Annotated in this window: 26 protein-coding genes; 11 read left to right on the top strand and 15 right to left on the bottom strand. The window is 47.3% G+C overall.

All coding sequences use genetic code 11. From position 1 onward, the window contains the following. Positions 1-35: 35 nt before the first annotated feature. From ptsP to C9J03_RS00525, 9 genes are all read left to right on the top strand, one after another. A complete protein-coding gene (ptsP, locus tag C9J03_RS00490; protein WP_044620924.1) occupies positions 36-2,558 on the top strand; it encodes a phosphoenolpyruvate--protein phosphotransferase in 2,523 nt (840 codons plus the stop codon). A 58-nt stretch (positions 2,559-2,616) separates the two neighbouring features. Then, the gene (locus C9J03_RS00495; protein WP_231580622.1) at positions 2,617-2,958 is read left to right on the top strand and encodes a SemiSWEET family sugar transporter; all 342 of its coding nucleotides are present in this window, start codon (positions 2,617-2,619) and stop codon (positions 2,956-2,958) included. Positions 2,959-3,140: 182 nt separating this feature from the next. Beyond that, the gene (locus C9J03_RS26425; RefSeq protein ID WP_146149048.1) at positions 3,141-3,806 is read left to right on the top strand and encodes a hypothetical protein; all 666 of its coding nucleotides are present in this window, start codon (positions 3,141-3,143) and stop codon (positions 3,804-3,806) included. Further along, positions 3,760-4,023: a PTS fructose transporter subunit IIB gene (locus tag C9J03_RS00500; protein WP_231580623.1), complete on the top strand. Its 264-nt coding sequence runs from the start codon at positions 3,760-3,762 to the stop codon at positions 4,021-4,023. The genes C9J03_RS26425 and C9J03_RS00500 overlap by 47 nt, the downstream gene beginning before the upstream one ends. Next, positions 4,016-5,137, top strand: a complete 1,122-nt coding sequence (locus tag C9J03_RS00505; RefSeq protein WP_044620926.1) for a PTS fructose transporter subunit IIC — start codon at positions 4,016-4,018, stop codon at positions 5,135-5,137. The genes C9J03_RS00500 and C9J03_RS00505 overlap by 8 nt, the downstream gene beginning before the upstream one ends. 25 nt (positions 5,138-5,162) lie before the next feature. After that, positions 5,163-7,256 (top strand): metallophosphoesterase family protein, encoded by a 2,094-nt coding sequence (locus C9J03_RS00510; RefSeq protein WP_052829592.1) that lies wholly within the window; start codon positions 5,163-5,165, stop codon positions 7,254-7,256. A gap of 115 nt (positions 7,257-7,371) precedes the next feature. Beyond that, positions 7,372-8,175, top strand: coding sequence for an NPP1 family protein (locus tag C9J03_RS00515; protein ID WP_044620927.1), 804 nt, complete (start codon positions 7,372-7,374; stop codon positions 8,173-8,175). Positions 8,176-8,230: 55 nt separating this feature from the next. After that, the gene (locus tag C9J03_RS00520; RefSeq protein ID WP_044620928.1) at positions 8,231-9,094 is read left to right on the top strand and encodes an endonuclease/exonuclease/phosphatase family protein; all 864 of its coding nucleotides are present in this window, start codon (positions 8,231-8,233) and stop codon (positions 9,092-9,094) included. A 638-nt stretch (positions 9,095-9,732) separates the two neighbouring features. Continuing rightward, the gene (locus C9J03_RS00525; RefSeq protein ID WP_044620929.1) at positions 9,733-11,001 is read left to right on the top strand and encodes a RidA family protein; all 1,269 of its coding nucleotides are present in this window, start codon (positions 9,733-9,735) and stop codon (positions 10,999-11,001) included. A 321-nt stretch (positions 11,002-11,322) separates the two neighbouring features. Here the strand turns inward: C9J03_RS00525 and C9J03_RS00530 are convergent, their stop codons facing one another. The 4 genes from C9J03_RS00530 to C9J03_RS00540 all read right to left on the bottom strand — a co-directional run bounded on the left by C9J03_RS00530 (position 11,323) and on the right by C9J03_RS00540 (position 12,942). Continuing rightward, entirely contained in the window at positions 11,323-11,679 is a 357-nt protein-coding gene (locus tag C9J03_RS00530; protein WP_044620930.1) for a winged helix-turn-helix transcriptional regulator, read from the bottom strand. A 101-nt stretch (positions 11,680-11,780) separates the two neighbouring features. Beyond that, the gene (locus tag C9J03_RS26950; protein WP_231580624.1) at positions 11,781-12,083 is read right to left on the bottom strand and encodes a carboxymuconolactone decarboxylase family protein; all 303 of its coding nucleotides are present in this window, start codon (positions 12,081-12,083) and stop codon (positions 11,781-11,783) included. Next, positions 12,080-12,343 carry a carboxymuconolactone decarboxylase family protein gene (locus C9J03_RS26955; RefSeq protein ID WP_231580625.1) on the bottom strand — a complete coding sequence of 88 codons (264 nt, stop codon included), beginning with the start codon at positions 12,341-12,343 and terminating at the stop codon, positions 12,080-12,082. Before C9J03_RS26955 ends, C9J03_RS26950 begins: the two co-directional genes overlap by 4 nt. A gap of 14 nt (positions 12,344-12,357) precedes the next feature. Further along, positions 12,358-12,942 carry an NAD(P)H-dependent oxidoreductase gene (locus tag C9J03_RS00540; RefSeq protein ID WP_044620931.1) on the bottom strand — a complete coding sequence of 195 codons (585 nt, stop codon included), beginning with the start codon at positions 12,940-12,942 and terminating at the stop codon, positions 12,358-12,360. Between the two features lie 353 nt (positions 12,943-13,295). On the opposite strand from C9J03_RS00540, the gene C9J03_RS00545 reads away from it, so the two are divergent. Beyond that, positions 13,296-13,931, top strand: coding sequence for a flavin reductase family protein (locus C9J03_RS00545; RefSeq protein ID WP_044620932.1), 636 nt, complete (start codon positions 13,296-13,298; stop codon positions 13,929-13,931). A gap of 81 nt (positions 13,932-14,012) precedes the next feature. Here C9J03_RS00545 and mnhG read toward each other — a convergent pair whose 3' ends face one another. From mnhG to C9J03_RS00600, 11 genes are all read right to left on the bottom strand, one after another. Next, positions 14,013-14,309, bottom strand: coding sequence for a monovalent cation/H(+) antiporter subunit G (gene mnhG, locus C9J03_RS00550; protein WP_044620933.1), 297 nt, complete (start codon positions 14,307-14,309; stop codon positions 14,013-14,015). A 2-nt stretch (positions 14,310-14,311) separates the two neighbouring features. Further along, on the bottom strand, positions 14,312-14,593 hold the full coding sequence (locus tag C9J03_RS00555; protein WP_044620934.1) for a monovalent cation/H+ antiporter complex subunit F: 282 nt from the start codon (positions 14,591-14,593) through the stop codon (positions 14,312-14,314). Then, positions 14,586-15,062: a Na+/H+ antiporter subunit E gene (locus tag C9J03_RS00560; protein WP_039457820.1), complete on the bottom strand. Its 477-nt coding sequence runs from the start codon at positions 15,060-15,062 to the stop codon at positions 14,586-14,588. Before C9J03_RS00560 ends, C9J03_RS00555 begins: the two co-directional genes overlap by 8 nt. A gap of 13 nt (positions 15,063-15,075) precedes the next feature. Then, on the bottom strand, positions 15,076-16,569 hold the full coding sequence (locus C9J03_RS00565) for a proton-conducting transporter transmembrane domain-containing protein (protein ID WP_044620935.1): 1,494 nt from the start codon (positions 16,567-16,569) through the stop codon (positions 15,076-15,078). After that, positions 16,566-16,919: a Na+/H+ antiporter subunit C gene (locus C9J03_RS00570; RefSeq protein WP_044620936.1), complete on the bottom strand. Its 354-nt coding sequence runs from the start codon at positions 16,917-16,919 to the stop codon at positions 16,566-16,568. Before C9J03_RS00570 ends, C9J03_RS00565 begins: the two co-directional genes overlap by 4 nt. Further along, positions 16,919-19,531, bottom strand: a complete 2,613-nt coding sequence (mbhE, locus tag C9J03_RS00575) for a hydrogen gas-evolving membrane-bound hydrogenase subunit E (protein ID WP_197078578.1) — start codon at positions 19,529-19,531, stop codon at positions 16,919-16,921. The genes C9J03_RS00570 and mbhE overlap by 1 nt, the downstream gene beginning before the upstream one ends. Positions 19,532-19,737: 206 nt before the next feature. Continuing rightward, positions 19,738-19,929: a hypothetical protein gene (locus C9J03_RS00580; RefSeq protein ID WP_044620937.1), complete on the bottom strand. Its 192-nt coding sequence runs from the start codon at positions 19,927-19,929 to the stop codon at positions 19,738-19,740. Between the two features lie 225 nt (positions 19,930-20,154). Next, positions 20,155-20,898 carry a metallophosphoesterase family protein gene (locus tag C9J03_RS00585; RefSeq protein ID WP_052829593.1) on the bottom strand — a complete coding sequence of 248 codons (744 nt, stop codon included), beginning with the start codon at positions 20,896-20,898 and terminating at the stop codon, positions 20,155-20,157. 98 nt (positions 20,899-20,996) lie between these two features. Next, a complete protein-coding gene (locus C9J03_RS00590; RefSeq protein ID WP_039457825.1) occupies positions 20,997-21,695 on the bottom strand; it encodes a GNAT family N-acetyltransferase in 699 nt (232 codons plus the stop codon). A gap of 121 nt (positions 21,696-21,816) precedes the next feature. Further along, positions 21,817-22,704, bottom strand: a complete 888-nt coding sequence (locus C9J03_RS00595) for a LysR family transcriptional regulator (protein ID WP_044620938.1) — start codon at positions 22,702-22,704, stop codon at positions 21,817-21,819. A 67-nt stretch (positions 22,705-22,771) separates the two neighbouring features. Beyond that, positions 22,772-24,223, bottom strand: coding sequence for a sugar porter family MFS transporter (locus tag C9J03_RS00600; RefSeq protein ID WP_044620939.1), 1,452 nt, complete (start codon positions 24,221-24,223; stop codon positions 22,772-22,774). Positions 24,224-24,793: 570 nt separating this feature from the next. Between C9J03_RS00600 and iolE the strand changes: the two genes are divergently transcribed. Further along, a complete protein-coding gene (gene iolE / locus C9J03_RS00605) occupies positions 24,794-25,687 on the top strand; it encodes a myo-inosose-2 dehydratase (protein WP_039461703.1) in 894 nt (297 codons plus the stop codon). The last annotated feature ends 80 nt before the right edge of the window (positions 25,688-25,767 follow it).

Below are 25,767 nucleotides of genomic sequence, written 5' to 3' on the forward strand. Positions count from 1 at the left end.
GAAAAAACGTATCGAATATTCCCGAAGGGGCAATCATGACTAAATCAATAGAATTTACCAATCCTCTGGTCAATGGTATTCATGCCAGGCCGGCGGCAGAGATAGAAAACCGGACAACCCCCTTTTGTTGCCAGATTTCCCTGCTCAATATAAGCAAGGGGACGAAAGCCGATGCCAAAAGTGTGCTCTCTCTGGTCGGCGCTGATGTTGCTGTTGGCGACGAATGCCAGCTGGTGTTTGACGGAACAGACGAGCAGCCAGCGTTTGAAGCAATGAAGGCATTTATTGAAGGGGAATTTGCCGACTGTGACGAACCACTGGAATGCAGCGAGGCCGATGTCTGTCAGCCACTTCCGGTATCTTTGCTTAAGGCCGAGCCTGTGTATGTACGTGGCAGTATTGTGTCACGCGGTATTGGCAAAGGCTGCCCGGTGGTTTGCAGTCAGGTAGATCTGCACAAGCTGGCTGAAAGTGTTGCGTTCGAAGAGAATGGCCCTGCCGAAGAGACGATAAAAAAAGCGAGGCATATACTGTGCCAGCAAATTGAACAGGCGATTGCACAGGCTAAAGCTCAAGGTAGCCGCGAGGAGTTATCAATCCTTAAAGCGCACCTCCAAATAGCGAGTGACAGTTTGTTTAGCCAATCATTGGCGAAGCATAGCCTGCAGGGTAATCCCATTCTCGCCATAGCCAAGGCGTCTGATGAGCTGAAAGCCCCGATGCTGAAAAGCCAGAGCAGCTATATGCGTGAGCGAGCCTTGGACATTGATGATTTATGTGCCAGGTTAGCCAGTTTGGTGGTGGGTAAGCCGCTACAGCAACCCGTGACCTTGGTTAAAGAGAGTATCCTGGTTGCTGATAACCTAACGCCGAGCGAATTCTTGGCCCTGGACAAACGCTGGCTTAAAGGCATCGTATTGGCACAAGCAGGGCAAACTTCTCACACGGTGATCTTGGCCCGATCATTCGGCATTCCGGTGCTTACTGCTGTTGAGGCTGTCGACGCGTTTGTCCAAGACGCCGAGAGTTTGGTGCTCGATGGCCTCTGTGGGTGTTTGATCCGCGATCCGAATGAAAAAGTCGAGCAGTTCTACCTGCTGGAGCACCACAAGCACTTGGCAAAAACATCGTTGCTGACCGCTTATGCCAGCAGCAAAGGGCAAAGCAAAGATGGCAGGGCTCTGTCCCTGTACGCCAATATTGCCGTGGGGCTGGAAGCGAGCAGTGCATTCGAGCGTGGGGCAGAAGGGATAGGTCTGTTCCGGACCGAGATGCTCTTTATGGATCGGGACGATGCACCGAGTGAAGAGCAACAGTATGATGTGTATCGCGAAGTGATCGAAGCGGCAGCCGGAAAGACCGTGATTATCCGTACGCTCGATATCGGCGGCGATAAACCTTTGCCATACCTCGAGATGCCGGAGGAAGAAAATCCGTTCCTGGGCTACCGTGCGGTACGTATGTACCCGCAATACCAACACATGATTGAAAGCCAAATCCGCGCCTTGCTTAGGGCTTCTCGGCATGGTGAAGTCAATATTATGATCCCTATGGTTGCCTGCATGGAAGAGGTGGAGTGGATTCACCAGCTATGTCAGCAATGTGAAGCCCAGTTAACGGCTGAAGGGCGTGTTACTGGCTGTTGGCGGTTGGGGATCATGGTAGAAGTCCCTTCAGCCCGTTATCTGCTCGAAAAAGCCGCGGGTTTGATCGATTTCATTTCGATTGGCAGCAATGATCTCACCCAGTATTTCATGGCCTGTGACAGAGGCAACCGCCAAGTAGGTGCACTCTACGATAGTTTCCACCCAGGTTTCATCGCCTTCCTTGCAGAGATTGCCAAGACAGCGAAAACCGCGGGCATCGAGCTTGGTATCTGCGGTGAAATGGCAAGCGATAAACGGGCGCTGCCTTTACTTTTGGCGATGGGTTTTGACGAAATCAGTTTATCCTCGCCCAATATCATCCAGCGGCGTGCTGACTTGGCCCAGCTTGAATACGCTTCATGCTGCAAATTGCTGGATGAGGTCTGCGGATTGGCTTCGCTAGACGAGGTTAAAGCCAAGATCGATCAATTCTGGCAGCAACAAGACCATCCTGAGATTTTGTCTGAACAGCTTGTTGTTCAGTGTCATGCTATTGATAAAGCCGGTGTCATCAAGCAGTTGACCGATAACCTCGAAGTACATGGCAGGGCAGAAAACGCCGTTGCGGTAGAGCAGGCGATCTGGGATAGGGAGGCGATTTTTGCGACATCCCTAGGCTTTGGTGTTGCGGTTCCTCACTGTAAATCAGCGGCAGTGAACCATAACAGTATTTCTATTGCTCATCTTGAACAGCCTATTGTTTGGAATGAAGCAGACGGCGAGACGGTTTCTACAGTGATTATGCTTACGATTTCTAGCCATGATGATGAGGGAACGCATATGAGTATTTTCTCCAAGTTGGCTCGAAAATTAATGCACCGTGAATTTAGAGATGCGTTGATGAACAACGCCTTGGGGAGGGAACAAACGGTATCTCTGCTCAAAGGGGTACTGTACGAGCAAGTGGCATAAGTTAGAGGCGAAAAGGTTCCTAGAGGAAGCTTCTAGGACCAAAGTTGGATTGAAAAAGATGAAAGTAATATCGTTGAATGTATTGGCCGTGATGATCATGATGGCCGTAGGTCTTCCTATGATGATTGACCATCCGACAATGCTGGGTGGCGTTGCGGCTGCCTGTACAACCCTGTCATTTCTACCTCAGGTGCTGCATACCATCAGGACCAGGGATACTGCAGGTATTTCATTGGCAATGTACGTCTTGTTTGTCTTTGGTATTCTGTGCTGGTTGATTTATGGCTTAATATCACATGATCTTCCATTGATGCTTGGGAATGGTATTACACTGGTTCTTTCTAGTATTGTTTTGCTTCTTAAGCTGAAGTCAAAAACAAATGAAAGAGCAGCTGCTTGATAAGGTGATTTTAATATTGTTGTTCTAAATTTATAAATATATTCATAGGGGATGATAATTTTTAAAGTACCAATTAGATTTATTTAAATAGTCTAGCAGTATTGTGATCGTTGTCTGAGAATAAGTGAGATTATTGCTGGTAGGATTAGTTTGTTGACTTTTTATTTGTACGGGTGATATCAATGTTACGCTTGATGTTTTTCTTAAGTATCGCAGCAGTGAAAGGGAAAGATTGGCTCTTTTCCATGCTGACTATGCTTGAAAATATCAGCCTTGCCTTGACGCCTGAATTAGAAAAGTTAAATCGATCTGAATATAAAACTGATGAGCTAGATACGTTAGCAACACAGTGGAGCGGAATGTGGGACAGTGTCACTGATAATTTGTCATTCCGTAAGCCAGGTAAACAACCTGTTCGTGAATTACTTGCGATAGCTGAATGTCAGTCACGCTTGAATATTCAAGTTGTTGATTTTGAAGTTCTATCTCATGGTGGTGCGAATTCGTCAATTGCACAGATGCTGGCTTGTCAGCGCAATATGGGCGATCCGGCTGCCGCTTATTCTCAACAGGTTGCCATTTTAACCAGCTTGCCCCATCTTGTTACGCCCCGTCATAAAACGCTAGAAACCAAACCAGCTCTAAAACTGGAAAAAAACCGAAAAATAATCCAATTAAAAGCACAGGAAGATCTTATTTCTTTACTGTGCTTTTTCTATTTAATCCAAGTGAAAACTAACGAGGTTAATTATGTATTTTGTTTGTGTAGCGGCTTGCCCTACTGGCGTCGCGCATACTTATATGGCTGCGGAATCACTCGCGATGGTTGGCAAAGAATTAGGCCATGAAGTCAAAGTTGAAACCCAAGGCAGCTTAGGTATTGAAAATGAAATTACAGCTGAAGATATAGAACGCGCTGATGGCTGTATTATTGCAGCTGAAGTCGCTATTGCCAAAAAAGAGAGGTTCTCAAGTTTACCTGTCTTAGAGTGCGCTGTTGCTGATCCAATTAAACATGGAAATGCCGTATTTGAAGCATTATGCGAGGAAATAAATAATGGCTAAGTTTTCGATGAATAAAAAAGAAAAGTCGATGGGGACGGAAGTAAAAACCGCCATCATGACCGGGGTTTCGTATATGCTGCCATTGATCATTGCAGGGGCAGTGATCATGGGTATTGCCCGTATCGGGGCCTCATTTTACGGTATCGATAATATATGGGACGGGAGCCATGCTGAGGCAGCCAATGCGGTAGTTCGGTTATTTCATGCATTCGATGGCTTTGGTGGCTTGGCGCTGAGCTTGATGTTACCGGTTGTGGCCGGTTACATCGCATTCTCTATCGCGGATAAGCCTGGGATTGCGCCGGGTATGGTTGCCGGCTTGCTGGCAAAAGAGATGGGAACGGGGTTCCTTGGCGCCTTGGCGGCGGGCTTCATTGCTGGCTATATCGTTAAGTTACTGGTCACGAAAGTTAAACTGCCGAAATCTGTTGCATCAGCAGGCCCTATCTTCATTATCCCTGTTGGCGGTACTTTACTCGCTTGCTTAGTCATGATGTACATCATCGGCGACCCCCTCGCGGCCATGAACCGTGGCTTGGAAAACTGGCTGCTAGGCATGTCCGATGGCAACAAAATTGTCCTGGCGGCGGTTGTCGGAGGCATGGTCGGTTTTGACTTGGGAGGCCCTATCAACAAGGCAGCGGTAACCACGGCAATGGCGATGCTAGCTTCAGGGATCTATGACCCAAATACTGCAGCCCAGGTCGCCATTATTATTCCGCCTATTGGTATTGGTGTTGCTACCCTGATTTGGAAACAGCGCTTCCCGCACTCACTGCAAGATGCCGGCAAGGCATCCACCCTGATGGGGCTGATCGGAGTCTCGGAAGGGGCAATCCCTTTCGCGTTGGCAAACCCCAAGATCATCGTCGTTAACGTCATCGGTTCGGCTGTCGGTTCAGCGCTGGCGGTTGGGCTGGGAGCGGTTAACCGTGCACCTATCTCTGGTTTCTATGGCTGGCTAGCGGTTGAAAACTGGCTGGTGTATGTGCTGGCGATTGCCGTCGGCTCGGGCATCATCGCGGTTGGCTCATTGCTGGTCTTTAAAGGTGAAGAGCTACCGAAAAAACAAGAAGAAGCTAAACCTAAATTCAAAATCACGCGAGCCCAATAATAATACTCTATACGGAGATACCTTAATGAAAAGGTTCAGAAAAAGCAGTGTTGCGCTCATCGTCTCTATGGCCACAGCAATGGCAATGCATACAGCCTCTGCCGCTGAGCAGGTTCAAGTTGCCTTTATGCCGGATATTCATTTTCATGATGTGTACGGTGATTTTACCGATGGCAGTTTCGATGGTCTGAAGAACAGCCACAGCGGCCAGCATGCGACTATCCGTACTATGCATGCTCAGCTGACCTCGACCCGTCTGTTTAACGAAAACTACTTTGCCTTGCTGGCGGCGCTGGATGATGCCGTGAAGCGGGGAGTGAAGTATATCGCCTTGCCCGGTGACTTCAGCGATGATGGCCAGCCGGTTCATATCCGCGGCCTCAAGAAAATACTCGATCATTATGCCAAAACCTATGACGTTGAGTTCTTCGCCGCGCCGGGCAACCACGATCCGGTTCGTCCTTTCGATCGACCAAGCGGAGAAGGGGACTTCCTCGGCCTGGAGGGGAAAACCCAGCGAATTTACAGCAAGGGGGCGAAGGAGTGTGTTGGTTACGAAGGCGACAGTGCCGTCATCAATGCCGGCCATGAGCTACCAACGATTTGCACCGAGGAAATCCGTGAGTTGGGTTACGACGGCTTGATGGCTGAGCTGGCGGACTTTGGTTTCTTCCCACAAGAATCCAACCTGTATTGGGAGACTCCGTATTCGACCTATACACAAGAGAATTATCAGTTTAACAAGGCGTTGACCCAGTCAAGCTATGAGCAGCGCCAGTATGAGATTTGTCATCAGGGAACCGGCGGTAGCTACAAGCAGCCGAACTATTCGGCCTGTTTTATGGTTCCTGATACCAGTTACCTGGTTGAGCCTGTGGAAGGTCTGTGGCTGCTTGCGATTGACGCCAATGTCTATGTCCCCAATGCCGATGCCGATACCCAGCAACCAGAGCTTGCCGCTAATTTCGCCGGCTCGGGTAATGCTGGCTACAACAAAATGCTGACCCACAAACAGCAGGTGATTGATTGGATGGAATCGGTGGTGGAAAGGGCAAATGCCGAAGGCAAGACGCTGGTAGCGTTTAGCCATTTCCCGATGACCGAGTTTTACAACGGTGCAGCAGAGACGATAGAAGATATCTTCGGCCCGGGCAACTTCCAGTTGGCACGTTCACCGAAAGAAGATGTTAGCGAAGCGCTGGCGAAAACCGGGCTCAAGCTTCATGTCGGAGGTCATATGCACTTCAATGACACTGGCGTGAAGCATTACGACGATGGCTCGTTCCTGTTCAATATTCAGGCTCCTTCGATGGCGGCCTATGTACCCGCCTACAAGCTGCTTAGTTTTAAGCCCACGCGCCAGGTCGAAGTAGAAACCGTGATCCTGGATAAGGTACCGCGCTTCGACGAGCTGTTCGAGCATTATGAAGAGGAGTGGCGGCACCTTAAAGCCAAAGGTAACGAAGAAATCTGGAATAAGGATGTTTTAACATCGAAGGATTACTACGAGTTTACCAACTGGCATATCACTGAATTAACGAGAATGCGATTCCTGCCAGAAGAGTGGCCTTGTGATTTGAAGCAGATGGTGTTCGCGTTGGACGGTCGCCAGATGCTGATCCTGAGCCAGCTAGACAGTCCGTTAACCCAACAGCAGGTAATGATACTGACAGGTGGTCGCCAGGCCGTAGAAATCTGCCAAGAAACGCCAGTAGCCTTTGAGCCGTCGAAGATTGGCGATGCTGCCTTTGCTAAGGCATGGCAGCAGGCTGAAACTCGTGCTGAGCAGCTAGCCAGCGACAACGGTCTCAAACTGGAGGCTTTTGCTAACTGGAATGGGTTTGATCTCGCTGTTGATTTCTATCGCCTGAGGAATGCCGACGAGCTGGCGTTTAAAGATATTGATCGCAATCGGATGCCGCAATATGAATTGTTGGCAAGTACCTTGGCTGAGCAGGCTGTGAGCGGCTCTGACTCGTCACAGTTCGGTGATGTGTTCAAGCAGCGCTTCGGCGGCCTGTTTGGCATCCTGACCAAGTTTGCCAATGGCCAGCCAAGCTATCACTTTAAGCTGGATCTCGACCAGGGCACCATAACCGATTTGAACCGGCAGCCTTGATGTAACAGCCAAACCATCAATAACGTTATCAGTAATGGCACCACTAGTGGGAGGGCAGGCCGGTACACCACCGAGTTCACGCCCTCCGGCTAGAGCCATAGACAAGGAGTCACCAATGAAAAGATTGACTATTTTGATACCGGGGTTGCTTGCTGTTGCGGCTGCGTCAGATGCACTGGCGGCGGACTTTACCCGCCTAGACGAAGCCCTGCCGGGCAATAATGTGATCAATGGCAACGAGCCGGTATTTGACTTTGATACCGACGGCTGCTTGCCCGCAGCGGGGATCAGCCGCAGTGGTGAGCCGAATCCGGGCCTCAATAACTCGGGATCGATCACCGGTGAGTGCCGCGAGGATAACTTCCTTGAGTTGTCCAATACGCTTCACCGGTACGCATGTCTGGTTGAGCAGGGCAATGAATACTGCGGCCACTTTTACTCGCTCTACTTCGAGAAGGACCAGACAATGGATGGCTGGGACTGGTTCGGACACCGGCATGATTGGGAATATGTCGCTGTCTGGACGATCAATGGAGAGATTTCCCACGGCAGTTACAGTGCTCACGGCGATCTCACTACCGCGACGGCTGCGACCTTACCCATGGAAGGAGCCCATATTAAGTTTGTTTACCACAAGGAAGGCGGACTGACCCATGCCATGCGCTTTGCCAAGCCCGACGAAGTTGCAGAAAACGGATACGGCTATTTTGTTACGCCTGCAATTGTCAGCTGGTATGAACTGGTTGGCGACGGCCTGGACAACCAGGCGATGCGCGACCGGCTCAACAGCTTTGACTATGGTAAGGCAACGATCCCGCTCAAAGACAGCAACTTCCTGACTAACCTCAACAGGTTCCGTCCGTCGGGCTATCCACCCTTTACACAGGCAAGCATTGAGGCTGCCGATATTTCCTTCTGATCATAATAACTTGAGAGGCCGTAACCTCTTAACTATAAGTAGCACGGAGCAAAAAATGAAAAAGATTTCTCTACTAGTGATGTGTTCACTGGCCCTGCCTGCGGTGGCCGCGGATTTCGATGTTATGTCGTTTAATATCCGCAACAGCAAAGACAGTGTTATCGGCAGTGAATACGACGGCAACAATACATGGGATAACCGCAAGGCTATAGTGGCGGATATCATTGCGCAGACTGATATTGCCGGACTGCAGGAAGCGTTCAGTGATCAAATTGCCTACTTGGCTCGTCAGTTACCTGAGTATAGCTGGGTAGGGGTAGGTCGTGATGACGGTAATGCGAAAGGGGAAGCGGTTCCTATTTTTTACCGTAATGATAAATATGTGAAGCTCGGTGGCGGAACCTTCTGGCTGTCAGAAACCCCTCAGGTTGTTGCCAGTGTTGGCTGGGATGCCGATCTTACTCGGATCACCACCTGGGTGAGACTGGAAGAAATTGCCACGGGCAAGCGGGTGCTGGTGTTTAATGCCCACTTTGACCATATAGGCCAAATGGCTCGTCAACAAAGTGCGAAATTGCTGAGCAAGAAAGCCGAGGAGATCACCAGCGGGGCCGGTGATGCCGTTATCGTTCTCGGCGATTTGAACTTCGAGCGCAGTGATATTGCGTCCTATCAGGCCTTGATCAACCTATACCGTGACGCCCGTGAAATCAGTCAGCAACCTTTTACCGGTGTGAACGGCAACAAAGATCAGGTGTTTACCTATCATGGTTATGGCAAGGAAAAGCCTGAAGATATTGACTATATCTTTGTTAATGACAAATTAGCGGTAAATACGTTTGAATACCGAAGTGTGGTTAAGGACGGTATTTACGCATCCGATCACCTGTCTGTGATGTCCAATATATCTTTTCAATAATCGCTATCAATAGCAGTGGTTAACGCCTGCTGTAAATGAGTCAAGGCCAGAGCACGTCTCTGGCCTTTTTTTGCTTCCCATAATGTTCAATAGTGATAATTCAAAGGGTAAACAATAAACCCTGGAACAGTTTATTAACAACTTGCCAGCTATTTTAACCTTTGTGTGTTGAAGTCTGAATAAATGAATTACTTATATGCTGGTTGGTGAGTATTATGGGGAGGGCAGAAATGGTGAAAGTGAAGTGTGAGGGTATTTATTCATTGATAGCGCAATAAACGACAAGTAAATTTAAGCTGTATATGCTTTTGCATCAGATTATTGTGAACAAGCTATCAAAACCAGTCAAAATATAACGAAAATAGAGTTTATCTTGCTGAGATTGTATTCATTATTTGCGAATCATTTGAATAAAAAAAGAAGTGTCTAGGAGAATATATGAATTTTTGCGGATAATTAGTCGTTAAATGACTAATTATTCCAAGTGTAACACATGGTTAGTGAAAATATCTTTTGATGTCAGTCACATTTAATGTGAAATTTTTCCCATACTATCTCATCACTTTCAAAGCTCTTCTAAATAAATCTACTTTAGATAGATATATATTTCTGTACTACATCAAAGGATATAATTACAAATGACTGATGCGATCATTAAAGTTTCTCGAAACACTGAAAATGCCCCTCTAAGTACTGTATCTACTCAAACAGTCGCTTTCTCTCACTACAATAACTTTTCTGCACAACTACCTGTTGACCCTAAAACAGGCGAAATCGTTGTTGGTGATGTAAAAGAGCAGGCTAAACAGTGTCTAACAAACATTAAGGCCATTGTAGAGAGCATCGATCACGTGATGGACGACGTTGTTAAAATCAACGTATTCCTAAAAGACATTGCAGACATGGAAGCCGTAGACGAAGTGTATGCAACATTCTTCGAAAACCTAATCCCAACCCGCACTGTGGTTCAAGTTGCTGCGCTACCAATGAGTGATGCTCGTGTTCAAATGGACGCGCTTATTTCTAACGGTGAAGGTACAGCTCCTCAAGCGCCTTGCCCGCTAGTTAAGCTTTCTCGCAACACTGAAAACGCGCCGCTAAACGCACTGGCTACCCACACTGTTGCTTTCTCTCACTACAACAATATTTCAGCTCAGCTGCCAGTTGACCCTAAAACAGGTGCAATCGTTGAAGGTGGTGTGAAGGAGCAAACTGCTCAGTGTTTGAAGAACATGAAAGCGATCCTTGAAAGCATCGATGTACCTTTCGATGACATCGTTAAAATCAACCTATACCTAAGCGATCTAGCCAACGTTGATGCAGTGAACGAAGTGTACTCAACTTTCTTCCCTGATTCATCTATCGCTCGCGCAGTAGCTTACGTTCCAGCTCGCTCTATCATTGCGGCAGACGCGCTACCAATGGGTGCATTAGTACAAATCGACGCTTCTGTTTCTCACGGTGACGGCACTCCGCCACAAGAAGTCGAAGATCGCCACAATATCGTTATTCGTGCAAACAATACCGATGCGGCACCACGTAACCCGCTACACACTCAAACTGTTGCTTTCTCACACTACAACCACATTGCGGCTCAGCTTCCTGTTGATGTTGCGACCAATGCAATCGTGGCTGGTGGCGCGAAAGAGCAGGCAGAGCAGTGCTTGAAGAACATTAAAGCTATCGTAGAAAGCGTTGACCACGTTATGGACGATATCGTTAAAATCAACATCCACCTGAAAGATGTTGCCGATATCGAGGCAATCAACGAAGTTTACACCACTTTCTTCCAGGGTGATCTTCCTGCTCGTACAGTAGTCGGTGTTTCTCAAATTGAGATGGATGCACTGGTACAAATCGATGCAGTAGTATCTAACGGCGAAGGTACGCTACCGCAAGTCAAATAAGTTTTATTTAGGTAAATAGATCTTAATTGAGGCAGTAATACGAAGGGCAGGTTTTTAATATATTGGTCACTAGAAGGTGCCTGTATATTAGAGCCTGCCTTTTTATATAGTTTCAATCTTGATGGGTGATTATATTATTCCAATCATAAGGTCTATCGTGTTTTGAGAAAAAGCCAATTTTGAATCTGATTTTTGTAGCGGTATAGAGTAGAATTTCCGAGAAGCAAAAGCTGAATTATATTCCATTGTAGCTCTTTCAAGCATTATCACTGATTAGCGCAAGAGCGAATGCGTGATAATGCCTGACGGTCTTGGTGTGGGTTACAGCTTATGGCTCTCGGACCATACGCGTAGGTCATCCAATATTTTTAGGGCCGTGCGGCCAAAATCTGTGAGTTCATAACTGACGGCGATAGGGCGGTCACTGATCACTTTACGAATCACCATGCCTTCAGCTTCAAGTTCTTTGAGACGCTGGTCGACCATTTTCTTGCTCGCACCACCTAGAAGGCGTGCCAAATCATTGAAGCGAACTGGTCCATCTTTCAGATGATAGATCAGCGAGCCTTTCCACTTCCCGCCGATAAGGCGCATGCCTTTTTCAATGGCGCAAGGCTCTTTACACACATTGGTGACTGACTTTCGCCCTTTGCTATCAATTTTTACTACGCCTTCCACAAGTTCACCTCAATTATTAAGGTTACAAAAAGTACACTGGTTGATTCATGTACTAAGGTTACCATAATAAACTGGGTAGCGGAAAGTATGGATAAAGGCCACTATCTTTCGCGTGGGTGCGTCCAGGCGAATTTTTCAAACGGCTTATCTGTTTTGGTATGAGCCAACGCATTGGTGAAGTTGGAAATCAACTTCGCGGACAGGCCTGTCAGTACTTCTAATGCCTGCCTCTTGGTGTATCCGGCATCCAAGAAAGCTTGCAGACGATCATCACCAATGTGGCCACGGTTATCCAGCAGTGCTTTGGTAAAGTCATGCAGTGCCTGCAGTTTAGCGTCGGGAATGACGGTGCCTTCACGCAAAGCCTCAATGACATCCTCTGGCATTTTTCCAGCTTTCATCATCCAGGTTGGCCAGGGACACAATAATGACAGTTGTTTTCGAAATTGGCTGTCATAAACACGACTTGTTGCTCCAAGGGGCTGAAAGTGGTGTTCTTCATGAATAAATCAAAGGTTGTATTATAGGCTTCATACGTTGCCGGTGCTTCTGCCAAAACGCTGTGCAGGTTGGGTAACATGCCAAAGCCCTTGAGGGACTGTTCTACCAATCCTTTCGATTCTACTGGCGCGTTGTCAGCTGTGTAATAGGTGAACTTGGTCATTTCACTGCTCCTGGTTAAAAGTTGGCGTCTAGATGAGCTTCAAAGCGTTTGAAGTCATTTTCGATATCGCCATTTTTCATTACGTCATAACAGGCGAATGTCGGTAGCGTAGACATGCCAAAGAAGCGGAAGTTAGCATGCATGTGGAACATCAAATCATCGACACTTCGACCTTCGAACAGGTATTCACTTTCATCGTTAAATGACTCTTTTGGCGCATTAAAGGTGAACGAAAGCATGTATTTTGTATTGGTTTGTGTGCCGCCAGTACCGTAATTCTTGGTAGGGTTGTCTGAGCTGCGGCCATCAAAGTTACACAGAGCCCCACCCATACCTGCAGTAAACACATCATCCATATACCGTTTGAACGACCATGGAATCGTCATCCAGTTTACCGGTGATTGCAAGATGACACGATCAGCCCAGTCAAAGTGACCTAGCTGTTCATCGACAACAATTTCGTCCTGCATAGTCACAACCCGAACAGCATGGCCTTTGGCCTCCAATTGGGTTCGTGCTTTCTCTACTAGGGCTGCATTCAATTTGCCTTCTGAAAAAGGTGATGGCTCATGGGCGTTGATGATAAGAACGTTGCTCATAATTAAATCCTTCATTCGATGTCACTGGACTGTACTGTGTTAACGATCATTCCAATCGTTTTGCTTGATGTGGTTTATTATGGTTACCTAGGGCTTGAATGCAATTAGTTAACTTTTGGTAACCTGCTAATTAATATTGCGAATTAAGCTATATTCTTTTAAGTTTCAATCGGTTAAATTCAATGAACTTTCTGCTTAGAATCTGAAATTACCATTAGTGGAGTCGCTTTTCGTCGCCTTAATGGAAGGTGAGAGACAGATTTAACGAAGCTTGAAAAGTGATCAATCTGCTTTGCTGGCGAGTATAAATTGAGCGGTATTTTACAAGTCCCTCATTTAACAAGGTGGTGGTAATGATGTTTCGCAAAGCCGATTTTAAGGATATGGATGATCGGTTCCGGGCTAATTTGATCAGCAGTCTTTCAGGTTTCAAAAGTGCGAATTTAGTCGGCACACAAGATGACGCAGGTAATACCAATGTGGCGATTGTAAGCTCGGTATTTCACCTTGGTGCCAATCCGGCTTTGATCGGGATGATCATGCGTCCACATACAGTAAGGCGGGATACGTTCGAGAACATCTTGAGTGCTGGTGAATACACGATAAACCATGTCAACCATGATATATGGCAAAAGGCACACCAAACCTCAGCCCGCTACCCGGAAACTGTTTCTGAATTTTCTGAAGTAAGTCTAACACCTCAATGGCTGGATGGTATCAAAGCGCCTTTTGTTGCAGAGAGTCGCTTGAAGTACGCGTTGGCTTTACGTTCTTGCCAGACATTGGAAATAAACGGTGTTGAGTTGGTGATTGGTGAAGTCACACACTTAGAACTTGATGAAAGTGCGGTGACGGAAACGGGGTACCTTGATATTGAAGCCTTGGGCAGTGTGGCTATCTCCGGTCTCGATAGTTACCACGTAACCCAGCGACTTGGCCGGTTGAGTTATGCCAAACCCGGTATAGAGCCGCGGTTGTTGACGTTTTAATCACCAATAAGTGACGGCTTGTGAGTCACTGGCGATAGTTAATATTATGTTGCTTAGTGTTATTGCTGAGGACGAAACTCATTACTTTTTATTACGCCAAATCTTATAGCCTTTTTGTTGCATTGCTTTACCCAACAGGTGGGCTGCAACAGGGGCGGTGATGAAGAGGAATAATATCGTACCGATAACCCTGGAGATCACTGTGACTTCCGGCATTGACAATGAAACGGCCAACAAAAGGAAACAAATCCCTACGGTGCCGGCTTTTGTCGCAGCATGCATGCGGGTATAGAGATCCGGCATTCTGACAATCCCCAAGCTGGCAACAAGGGTGAAAAAGGTGCCGAAAAGCAGCAAGATGCTGATTAAAATGTCCATGGTTAGCCCTTATCAAGCTTTTGTTTGGTGATCAGTCTTGCAAACGCAATAGTGCCGAGGAAAGCGACCAACGCAAGGGTAATGGCAACATCGAGCAATGACTTCTGGCCACTGTCTAGGGTATAGACGGCGATAAAGCCGATAGTAACGAAAGAGATTAGATCCAATGCCACCACCCGGTCTGCCAAGGTCGGCCCGAGTATCAGACGAATAAAGGCCAGCACCAAGCTGATTATCAAGCCGATGTAGGAGAGTTGAATGCTCACTTGAAGGAGATCAGCCACGTGTTACCTCCAATATCCGGGCCTCGAGACCTTGTTTTATGTCCTGCTTGACGCCTTCATGATCCGGGGCAAACATGACATGCAAGATGAGATACTTCTTGTCGGGCGTGACATCGAGGCTTAAGCTGCCTGGCGTTAATGACACCATGTTGGCCAAGAGTGTGATTTCAAGATCCGTTTCTGCATCAAGCGGAACGTAGACGATATCCGGTTGGCTTAGGTGGGTTGGCGTGATGACATCCCAAACGACTTTGGCGACAGATACGATCATTTCGTAACAGAAGTAGATAACGAGTTTTACGAAAGCGGTAAATTTCTTGAAGTAACCGGTTTTCAACCCGAACGGTTGGCAGAGGCTCAGGGTAAAATACCCGACGACAAAGCCGACAATAAAATCCAAGCTGCTGTATTGGCCGTTGATCAGTGTCCATGCCATGGCAAGAAATAGATTTAGAATAAAATAACTCATACCTTTACTCCCTTTACGGCTCCCCAAGTACAGCGTGAATGTACTGTATTGGGTTCAATATCTGCTCTGCTGCTTCATTGGCAAACTCGAAGAAAGGCTGAGCGACAAGCCCGATAGTTATCGTCATTACTGTGAGCGTCGCAATGGGCAAGCAGTAAAGCAGCGTGGTTGGTAGGGTGAGCTCTTGGGCTGTTTGATTGGCTACCGGTGCTTTCCAGAAGGCTTCGCTCCATATTTTGGTCATCGAAAATATAGTCAGTAGGCCAACCACTAGAGCTGTCGCAGCCAAGATATTGTAGTCATTGACAATGCTGGCTTTGATAACAAGGAACTTGCCCCAAAAGCCTGAAAGTGGCGGGAAACCGGCCAGCGAGAATGCGGGGATCAGAAATAGGAAAGCTAGCCAGGGCATCGCTTTGTAGACGCCGCCTAAGTGGTACAGCTGGCTGGTACCATATTTCCTCTCTATAAAACCGCCAATTAAGAATAGGTTCGCCTTAACAATGATGTGATGGATGATATAGAAAATCGCACCAGCAATAGCGACCGGGGTATACAAAGCTAAGCCCATAATCATATAGCCAATCTGGCTGATAATATGAAATGACAGGATCTTCTTGATATCAAATTGGCTGGCTGCACCTAAGACCCCGGTGAGCATCGTCAGGCCACTGATCCAGAGTAACAGGGGTTGCCAATTGGTCTCTGTAAGTGGAAACAGTAAAGTAAAAACCCTGATTAGGGCATAAACCCCCACCTTGGTGAGCAGGGCTGCAAATAAGGCGACGACGGCGCTGGGCAGTGTGTGGTATGACGCAGGAAGCCAAGCAAACAGCGGGAATAGGGCTGATTTGATTGCGAAGGTAAATAAAAATAGCGCTGACAGCAAAGTGGCCGTTTGTGTATCCACTCCCGGGAGTTTCAGGTGCAAATCGGCAAGGTTTAGGGTTCCGGTTGCCCCATAGGTCAAGCCAATCGCTAATAGGAAGATCAGTGTTGAAATTAGGTTGAGCAAGACGTATTTAACGGCACCGTCGATTTGCCTGCGTTCGGCATCGACAATCATCAGGCCAAACGAGGCAATGAGCATGACCTCGAACCATACATACAGATTGAAAATATCACCTGTCAAAAATGCACCATAAACCCCTGCCAGCAAAACATGAAACAGCACATGATAGAGGCCGTAAGAAGGCTTGTGGTTGAGATCGGCCATCGCGTAAAAAACAGTGACTGCGCCGATGATAGCTGTAATGACAGTCATCGCGACGGCAAGGAAATCAGCAACAAATACAATACCGAATGGTGCCATCCAGTTACCGAAAGCGACAGCATAAGGACCATTTGTGGTGATGTCGGCCAATAATTGCACACTACAAAATACAGACAGGATAACGCTTGAGCCACTAACCCAGTTGATGGCCTTGTGGTTGTGGCGGACAAAAAAGGCACCGGTTGCGGTCAGTAGAGATATAACAACAGGTAGTGTGAGCCAAGCTGAGGTCATTGTTCCTCCTCTGAATGTTGCATGGCATCGACATCAGCAGATCCTGTTTCGATGTATGCCCGATACAGCAACATCAATGCGAAAACTAATAACCCAAAACCAATCACTATGGCTGTCAGAATCAGTGCCTGTGGCAAGGGATCCGCAGCTCCGTCTGGTGGCAATACCGAGCCAAGATCGATCAGGGGCGGATTGCCGGGCGTTAGGCGGCCAGCGGTGAAAATGGCCAAATTTACTGCGTTGCTGATTAAGATCAGGCCAAGTAGGATACGTATAATGTGGCGTTCAAGCATCAGGTAAACCCCCGCCGTCACAAACACCCCAACGACCAAGCTCCAAAGTATTTCCATCAATCGAGCTCCTCATTCACGCGTAACAAGACCTCAAGTACACCACCAATAACAGCGAGATAAATGCCGACATCGAAAATGAGCGGTGTGCCTAAGGGTAAAATCTCCTTCCACCAAATCCCGGTTAAGAAAGGCTGGCCCATAACAAAGCCTATTCCGCCAGCCAATAAGCTCAAGAAAACACCAACCATCGCAATATTCATCGGCCTGTAGCCCAGTCGCTCCCTGACGTATTGTGGCGATTCGGCAAAAATAAGCAGAGTTAAACCGATAACGGCAATCAGTGCACCGATGAATCCGCCACCCGGTGAGTTATGGCCGCGAAGTAAGAGATACAGAGAAAAGACCATCATTAATACAGCAACGATGTGGGCAGTAGTACTGAAAATCAGGGATTGAATTCGGTTCTGCTGTTGGGAATGGCTTTGGAATAAACTAATAGCGGCTATTGCTGCAATGACCACAACAATGGCTTCGCCCATGGTATCAAAAGCTCTAAAGTCGACAAGAATGACATTGACGATATTACGGCCGTGCCCGCCCGGCACACTGTTTTGAGCGAAGAAGTCTGCGAGTGGAGAATCTAATGGCGCCTTGGTTATAGTGATGAGCAAGGCAGTAACCGAAAAGCCAATGACTGTTGCAATAAGAGCATGGAAACCACGCCGGGTGATTGAGTGCTTTGCTACCGTGCTGAAATGGGGGAGATGTCGAATCAACAAGGCAACAAATACCACCATTAAGGTCTCAACCAGCAGCAGGGTTTTGGCAACGTCTGGCGCACTGTAAATCATAAAGACTAAGGTCATCAAAAAGCCAATTGCACCGAGCCCGGCAATTGACAGCAGACGCGAGGTTGAGAAAACACACAGCAGGGCGGCGGCAATCAACAGTAATGCAATGGCAATTTCGTACAGCTTGAGAGAAAGGATGCGCTCAAGGAAGTCGCCAGTGGGCCAGATTGGGCTTAGCAACAAAATTGCGGCAAGTACCGAGAAGAAAAGTAAGGCATACACGCTAAGCTTACGTTGCTGTAACCGCTCTGTCTGCCACGTTGCAACAGACAACATCACTGCCATGCACTTTTCAAAAACCTCACTGGCTACTGGTAGTGGGTTAAGTACTTTATTTAATGCCTGGGTAACGGATGACATGTATTTAAAGATGAGAATACCCAGAGCTAAGGTCACAGCACTCATGATTAAGGGCAGGTTGATCCCATGCCACAATTTCACCGGGCTAAATTGTTCTACTTGATTGATTTCAAAGATCGCTGTGGAGAGTACATATTCATTGAGCCAACCTAAACCTAGGGTCGGAACAATAACACTGCAACAAGCCAAGACCATGGGCGGGATCCAATAGCCTATTTCTGCCTCGATGGATTTTACCGTGGGGTTATCTTCGATTTTCTCCCTTAGGAAAGGTTGTGATATCACCGCAATGGCTAAGGCGACCATGACAGCATTTATCATGACTAGGGCAAACATCACGATGCCATGGACTTCCAAGCCTGCCTTGTAAGCATATTCTTTACTCAGGAAACCTAATAGAGGAGGTATGCCAGCTTTTGACAGCGCGGCAATCAGGCCAGAGGCAAAACTGAAGATCAATACGGCCTTCAAACCATACAACACCCTGATATCACGGGTTCCGGTTGCCTTGTCGATGTTCCCTACCACCATGAACAGCGCCGCCTTGTAAAAGGCATGGGCGAGAATAAACAATATTGCGGCAGCTAAGGCAGTCTCTGTACCGATCCCGAGTAACAAGGTCAGGATCCCAAGTATTGTGTTGGTACTGAAAGCCAGCATTAGCTTGAGATCTTTTTGCATCAGCGCAATGACAGCCGACCACAGCGCTGTGAAGCCACCAATGGCTATGAGGGTGTAAAACCAGATATCACTGCCGGCATACACAGGTGAAAGCCTGGCCAACAGGTAGATGCCGGCCTTGACCATGGTCGCCGAGTGCAAAAAGGCACTCACCGGCGTGGGAGCCGCCATGGCACCAGGCAACCAGAAGTGAAAAGGAAATTGGGCTGACTTAGTAAATGCACCAAGCAGTACCAGCACTAAAGACGGGGCAAAATAGGGGTGCTGTGTAACACTGTCTTTGGCATGAACGGCCTGGTCGATAATAGTGCTTATTTCATAGCTACCGGCAATTTGCCCCAATAAGATCAAACCAGCTAGCAGTGCTAAGCCGCCAGCCCCTGTGACAACTAAAGATTGCAGGGCGTTCTTACGTGACTTTTCATTTTCATGATTGAAGCCGATAAGCAGGTAAGAAGTTATGGTCGTGAGTTCCCAAAATACAAACAACAAGATGATGTTGTCACTGAGTACCAGTCCAAGCATAGAAAGCATGAACAGGGTAAGGTAGAGATGGAAAGAAAAGCGTTCGGCTTTGTCCTTCATGTAAGCCAACGCATAGAGCTGGATAAAAAAACCGATGCTGCTGATTAATCCGACAAAAACGAAGGAGAGTGCATCAAGTTGTAAGCTCAAGTTGATGTCGAGGCTGGGAACCCATGATGCCGACCAACGAAGCCCGGTTGGGGAGGGGCGGTAGTAAAAGATAGACGCAGCAAATAGAAGAGCGGGAAACACCACAAACCCAAGTAGGCTGTAATGGTGTTTACCGCTATCGAGTAAGGGCTTTGTTTTTTCTGGGTTATATGCCACTAATTATGTTCATCCCTTATAAATGTACTTAGTGCTTATAAGGTTAATCCATAAACCTATTTTTCGCGTCGAAGGTTATCGTATTACATGTTACCTTGATGTTGAGGGACTTGTGTATTGTCCATTGACTGTTAGTCTATTGTCGTTAGCTCTTGGTCATGGATTGAGCTGTTATGCTTTTCCTTGAGGTTATGCGTCTCTTCATATAGGCGATAGACTTCATAGCCATCATAGGTACACTCGCCAATGTCGTTTCTTGGACAAACGAGTATGTTGCAGTGATCAAGCAATTCGGTTCTGCAGTAAGGACAGTACTTTTTCATAACCACCTCCATATCCAGACAAAGAAAACTGCTGTTACGGTTTCTTATCATTACAATGTAGACGGAAAAAATGAGACGTGATGGCAACCTTAAATGTGTCTTACAGCTATTTACAATCTATTACAAAGGTTGAGCGGGTAAGATAACATTGCCAGCTGGAGAAAGACGGCAGGTTGGCACTATTCAATGTATTTATTGACTAAAGTGATAGTCAAGGTACGGAGATTACTGACCGATAAGGAAGTGTTTTTCAAGCAAGCGAACGTCGATGTCGCCATTCAACCAACCCGCGTGGTAAACCGTCATTCCGATGCTGTTGTTCCTTTGCGGCATATCAGACTGGTGCTCAAAACCATAGGAAGAGGAGATACCGACGAGCTGACGAATATTGCCTTCTTCAATATCAAAGTAGTGATGAGCATGACCACTAATGATATTGCATTTGTTTTTAAAGCAGCGGACAACCTCAGCTTGGTTTTCAATGCCAATCTGTTTGAACCATTTCTCGCTGACATCAAGGATCGGGTGGTGTGAGACGATTAGCCTTGGTGTTTTCCTTATGGCCTTTTTTAGAGCCGCTATCTCTTTGCTGGTAACTCTCCCGGCGCCAAGCTCCAGAGAACTGCCCAGAGGCTTTTCGCTGGTATCAAGGAAATGGAAAGGGATACCGAGCACAGTTGCTGATTGAAGAATCTTAATTTTGCTGCCCTTGAAGCAAACTTTCATAATAGTCAGATCGTCATGGTTTCCTGTAAGCGCATAGCAATGAGTAATGAACTCGCAGGCTTCAAGGTAAGTTCGGATACGCTGATAAGCAGCAGGGACTGCGGCATTGGCAAGATCACCGGTCAGCAGTAAGACTTTCTCGTCCTTATCTTGGTTAACAATGTCTAATAGCCTGATGAGATTGGCATCTAGCTCATTGCTAGCCTCGGCTAGGTGAGTGTCGGTGATCTGGTAAATTTTCACAGTTATCCTTTGTTGAGTTTTGTTTCTTAACAGTTCAGTACGGCGCTAGGTTAAAGGAATGCCAAATAAGACGCTACACATAGTTAGGCTATGCCTAGTTAAAATAGGTCTGCCAAGCGTTGTTTTTGCATTCCGTTAATATCGAAATTATCAGCTGACAGCCAAGCCTGATGTGCGACGGATAGTTGCGGCCAATCGCTGTCGATAATGGCATACCAAGTGGTGTCTCTATTTCGCCCATTGTAAACAATGGCCTGCCTGAATAACCCTTCATAACTGAACCCTAGGCGTTCTGCTGCACGACGTGAAGGATGATTGAGCGAGTCGCACTTCCATTCGCAACGGCGGTAGCCCAATGTCTCGAAAGCGTGTTTAAGCATTAGGTGAATGGCTTCGGTTGCTGCTGGGGTTTTTTGCAGTTTTGACGAGAAAAGGAAATTGCCGATTTCAATTACCCCCATTTGGGGAACAATCCTCATATAGGAAGCGATACCTACTGCTCGGTCTGTCGCGGGGTCGATAATGGCGAAGAAAAGCGGGTCGCGGCTTTGCTCTAGAGGGTTTAGCCAGTCAAAGAAGCTTTCCTTACTCTCAAATGGCCCCATAAACATATATGTCCACATGCGGTTCTCATGGTCGGCAGAAAATGCTGCAAACAGATCATCACCATGGGCGTTTGGGCTAAGCGGTTCAAGGCGGGTAAAGTGTCCGGAAAGTGTCACAGGCTCAGGGGGGGAGGCTCCTTGCCAGTTAGGCATTGGGGAGCCAATAGGTTGTTGTAATTGATTGAAATACATGGTCTGTTTACCAAAAGTATAAGATAAGCCACCACACTACTACCGATTGCAGGGAGATTTCTGTGCGGCAGATTAGAAAACGCGAAGCGGATCAGGGTTAGGCGGAAGACCCCGGATAGCGTTATGAGCTTTCTAGTAGATAGCTTTTGAAATGACTCGCAACAGCAGAGGCTTTTGTCGGTGGATGATAATAGAGATTGAGGCTCCAGATACTGGTTTCATAATCCTCCAAAATAGGGATAAGTTGTTTTTCAGATAATGGGTTATCAACAATGAAAGCCGGTAAATAGGCGATGCCTGCCCCTTTAATTGCGCTCTGCAATAGTAAATCGCTGTCGTTGACTTCTAGCGATTTAGGCACTTTGATCATTTGGGTTTCGCCATTGCGCTCAAAAATCCAGTCGTTGCTACCGGTTAGGGTAGTGGCAAACAAGCATTGGTGCTGTGAAAGATCGGTTGGGAATTCAGGGGCGGGATTTCGTTCCAGATATTGAGGAGAAGCAACCGCGACAAAAGGGCTTTGCATCAGCTCTCTGCGCACAAGGTGCAGGTCTTTCTCTTGGTAACCCTGATAGCAAGCATTGGCACTGATAACAAGATCTGCTTCTGCGGCATGATCCAGCGCCCAAGGAGTGACATTGAGGTTAAAGGTGACATTTGGATGGGAAATCAGGTAACTGCTGATTTTATCCATCAGGAAATTGTTGGCGTAAACCGGGGTACAAACGATATTAATATGGCCTTTGTCTTGCTCCTGGAAATCTTGCAAGCTGCGGCAAAGTTGCTCGGCGTTATCCACCAGAGGTGAAAACTCGTCAACCAGCTTTTGGCCTGCTGGTGTGGCGGTTAACAACCGATTGGTTCGGCGGCAAAGGGTTATACCGAAGGTCTGTTCGAGGTCTTGTAGCCACCGGCTACCCGCAGAGACGGAGATATTGAACTTCCGTGCCGCGGCTGAGATTGAACCGGTACGGATCACATAGACAAAGAAAGCCATTTTATCGAGCATCGTGTTGCCTTTTATTAGAAAAACAGGCTTATCAGTGGACAAGCCTGTTAGTTACGACAAAGTGTGGTTAAGCGCTGGCTTGCGCTTCAGTAGCAGCAGATGCTGGTACTTTCTTGCCAAGCTTTTTCGCCATGGCTTCTTCCATTTTCTCCAAGCTGACGCCTTTGGTTTCTGGTACGTACTTGACGACCACAAACATACAGATTATCGACAGGGCAGCGAACAACCAGAAGCTGAAGGCACCGTTGAAGTTCTCTTTCAAGAAGGCATTTTCGTTCAGCATTGGGAACGACTGGGTCACTAGGAAGCCGGTGAACCACTGGGCACCAACCGCGATAGCCATCGCACGTGAGCGGATGCTGTTCGGGAAGATTTCAGAAATCATGGTCCAGCACGCACAGCCCCAAGAGGTCGCGTACGATACAACGTATAGACACAGCGCGAATAGGGCAGCGTAGCCTTCAGTACCTGTGTAGAGGACGAAACCAACTACTGTCATACCAACGGCACAGCCGAACGTACCGTATTTCATCAGTGGTAGACGACCGACTTTATCAATCAGGTACATACCCAGGGCGTTACCCAGGATGAACACGATACCGACGAAAGTGGTCTGGAACAGGGCATTCTCGGTGCTGCCGGTGATTGGGCGTAGGATTTCCGGTGTGTAGTACATGATGACGTTGATACCCGTCAGCTGCTGGGCGGCAGCGACAAAGGTACCGATCACCAAGATAGCGAACAGAAGCGGTGAGCGCAGGCTAACTTGTTTTTTGCCCGGCTGATTGGAATCAGCCAGTGACGCCTGGATCTCGCCGATCAGCTGGTCAGCATGTTTCGGGTTGGAGATACGCGACAGGGTGTCTTTGGCTTGATCGATTTTGCCTTTAAGTACCAACCAACGTGGCGATTCAGGGATCAGGAACAACAGGCCGGCAAATAGCGCAGCAGGGATCACTTCTGAGCCCAGCATCCAGCGCCAGCCCATATCAACCAGCCAGGCTTCACTCATGCCTTTGGCAATCAAGTAGTTAACATAGAACACACCGGTCTGGCCGACTACCGCAGACTGCTGGAACATACTCACGGCACGGCCACGGAAATCTTTCGGTGCCACCTCGGACATATACATAGGTGAAACCACACAGGCCAAGCCCACTGCGACACCACCAACGATGCGAAGTATGACGTAGAACGAGAAGGTGGTTGCCAGTGCAGAACCAATGGCGGAGATCATAAAGAGGATGGCGGCGATGAAGAGGGTGTTACGACGTCCGTATTTTAATGCGGACCAACCGGCGCTGACGGCACCGATAATACTACCTAGAACAACACTTGATACTGCCCAACCGGTTTGTGCCGGGGTTAAGCCAAAGTGTTCTCTGATAGGCCCGATGGCACCTGAGATAACCGCTGTATCGTAACCTAATAAAATTCCCCCTAGGGCTGCGATACAACAGATTCGAATAATGTAAGCAAAATTATGTTTTCGGGCCTCGGCCGCGGTTGTGGGTGACATGTTCTACTCCTTCATGAGATCCCCGTCTCGTACTCAACCATCGAATAAGTTTGAGTTGGGTAGCTTTCCAATGCGCTAATTACTGTAGGGTATTTGCATCGGCATTCTTGTATTCACCAATATTTGTAATAGTTATGAATTGCTTTGATAATAATTTTCCACTCGGTGACGGACTAAATCATATGCTCACAAAATATTCACGGCTATAGCCAATAGGGGGTTTTGTCGAAAAATGATACATGGGTCATATTGTGAAAAATATTTTTCGCAGGTGATGCTTGGAGTAAATTACTGAATTTTAAGGGTTATGTTGATTTGTGATCTTGCTCAAAAATTTCCCTTAAGCCGCATGGATACTGGTTTTTTTTCACTTTAAATGGAAAAAATGAAATCGATCGACATGAGTGAAAAATATTTTTCGTTAATGTTTTTTCAGTTATAGTAATTTCCAGTGAAGCAAATGGTGCAGATTGAAAAACGGTTCAGAGATGCCCAAAGAACATATTCCACTGAACTGACCGCAATCATCACCGACCCGGAATTAAATAATCATAAAATTGGAGTACAAACATGAGCAATGTTCAATATGGAATCAGCCCACTAACCTGGACCAACGATGATATGCCAGAACTTGGCGGCGAAATCCCATTGGAAACATGTTTGAGTGAAATGGCTGAAGCTGGCTTTACCGGTACTGAGCTAGGTACCAAATACCCTCGTGAGCCAGAAGTGCTTATTCCTCTTCTAGAAAAACACGGTCTGGTTCTGGCGTCTGGCTGGTACAGCGGTAACTTGATGAAGCTGACAGCAGAAGAAGAAATTGCAGCCATGCAGGATCATATCAAGCTGCTGAAAGCCGCTGGCTGCAAAGCGATGGTATTCGGCGAGGTAAGCAATACTGTTCATGGTGACATCAATACTCCTCTTTCTCAGCGCGTCATCTTGACGATGGATGAGTGGAAAACATACTGCGAAAAGCTAACTACAGTGGCTGAGTACCTACTGAATGAGCACGACATCAAGCTGTCTTTCCACCATCACGTGGGCACTATCTGTGAAACAGAAGATGACATCAATCTAATGATGGAGCTGACTGGCGACGCGGTTCACCTGACACTGGACACTGGCCACATCACCTACGGTGGCGGCAATCCTGTCACTATGATCAAACGCTGGGGTCACCGTATCGGCCACATGCACTTTAAAGATCTACGCCTAGACGTAATGAAGGCTGCCCGTGCTGCAGACAAATCATTCCTCAATGCAGTTCTTGATGGTGTATTCACCGTTCCTGGTACTGGCGACGTTGATTACGACGACGTTTTCGCTGCACTAAAAGAGCGTGACTACAAAGGCTGGCTGCTGGTCGAAGCCGAGCAGGACCCTGCGAAAGCACACCCACTGACTTACGCAAAAACAGCGTACGAGAATATCACTGGCTACGCGAAGAAATACGGCCTGTAAGTTAAGGCAAAAAGGGAAGGGGGCAGGCTAGGCCCCCTTAACATCTCACGGCAAATTACACCGCACGAGTAATGAAAAAG

The sequence above is a fragment of the Photobacterium gaetbulicola genome, assembly GCF_003025515.1.
GTDB lineage: Bacteria > Pseudomonadota > Gammaproteobacteria > Enterobacterales > Vibrionaceae > Photobacterium > Photobacterium gaetbulicola.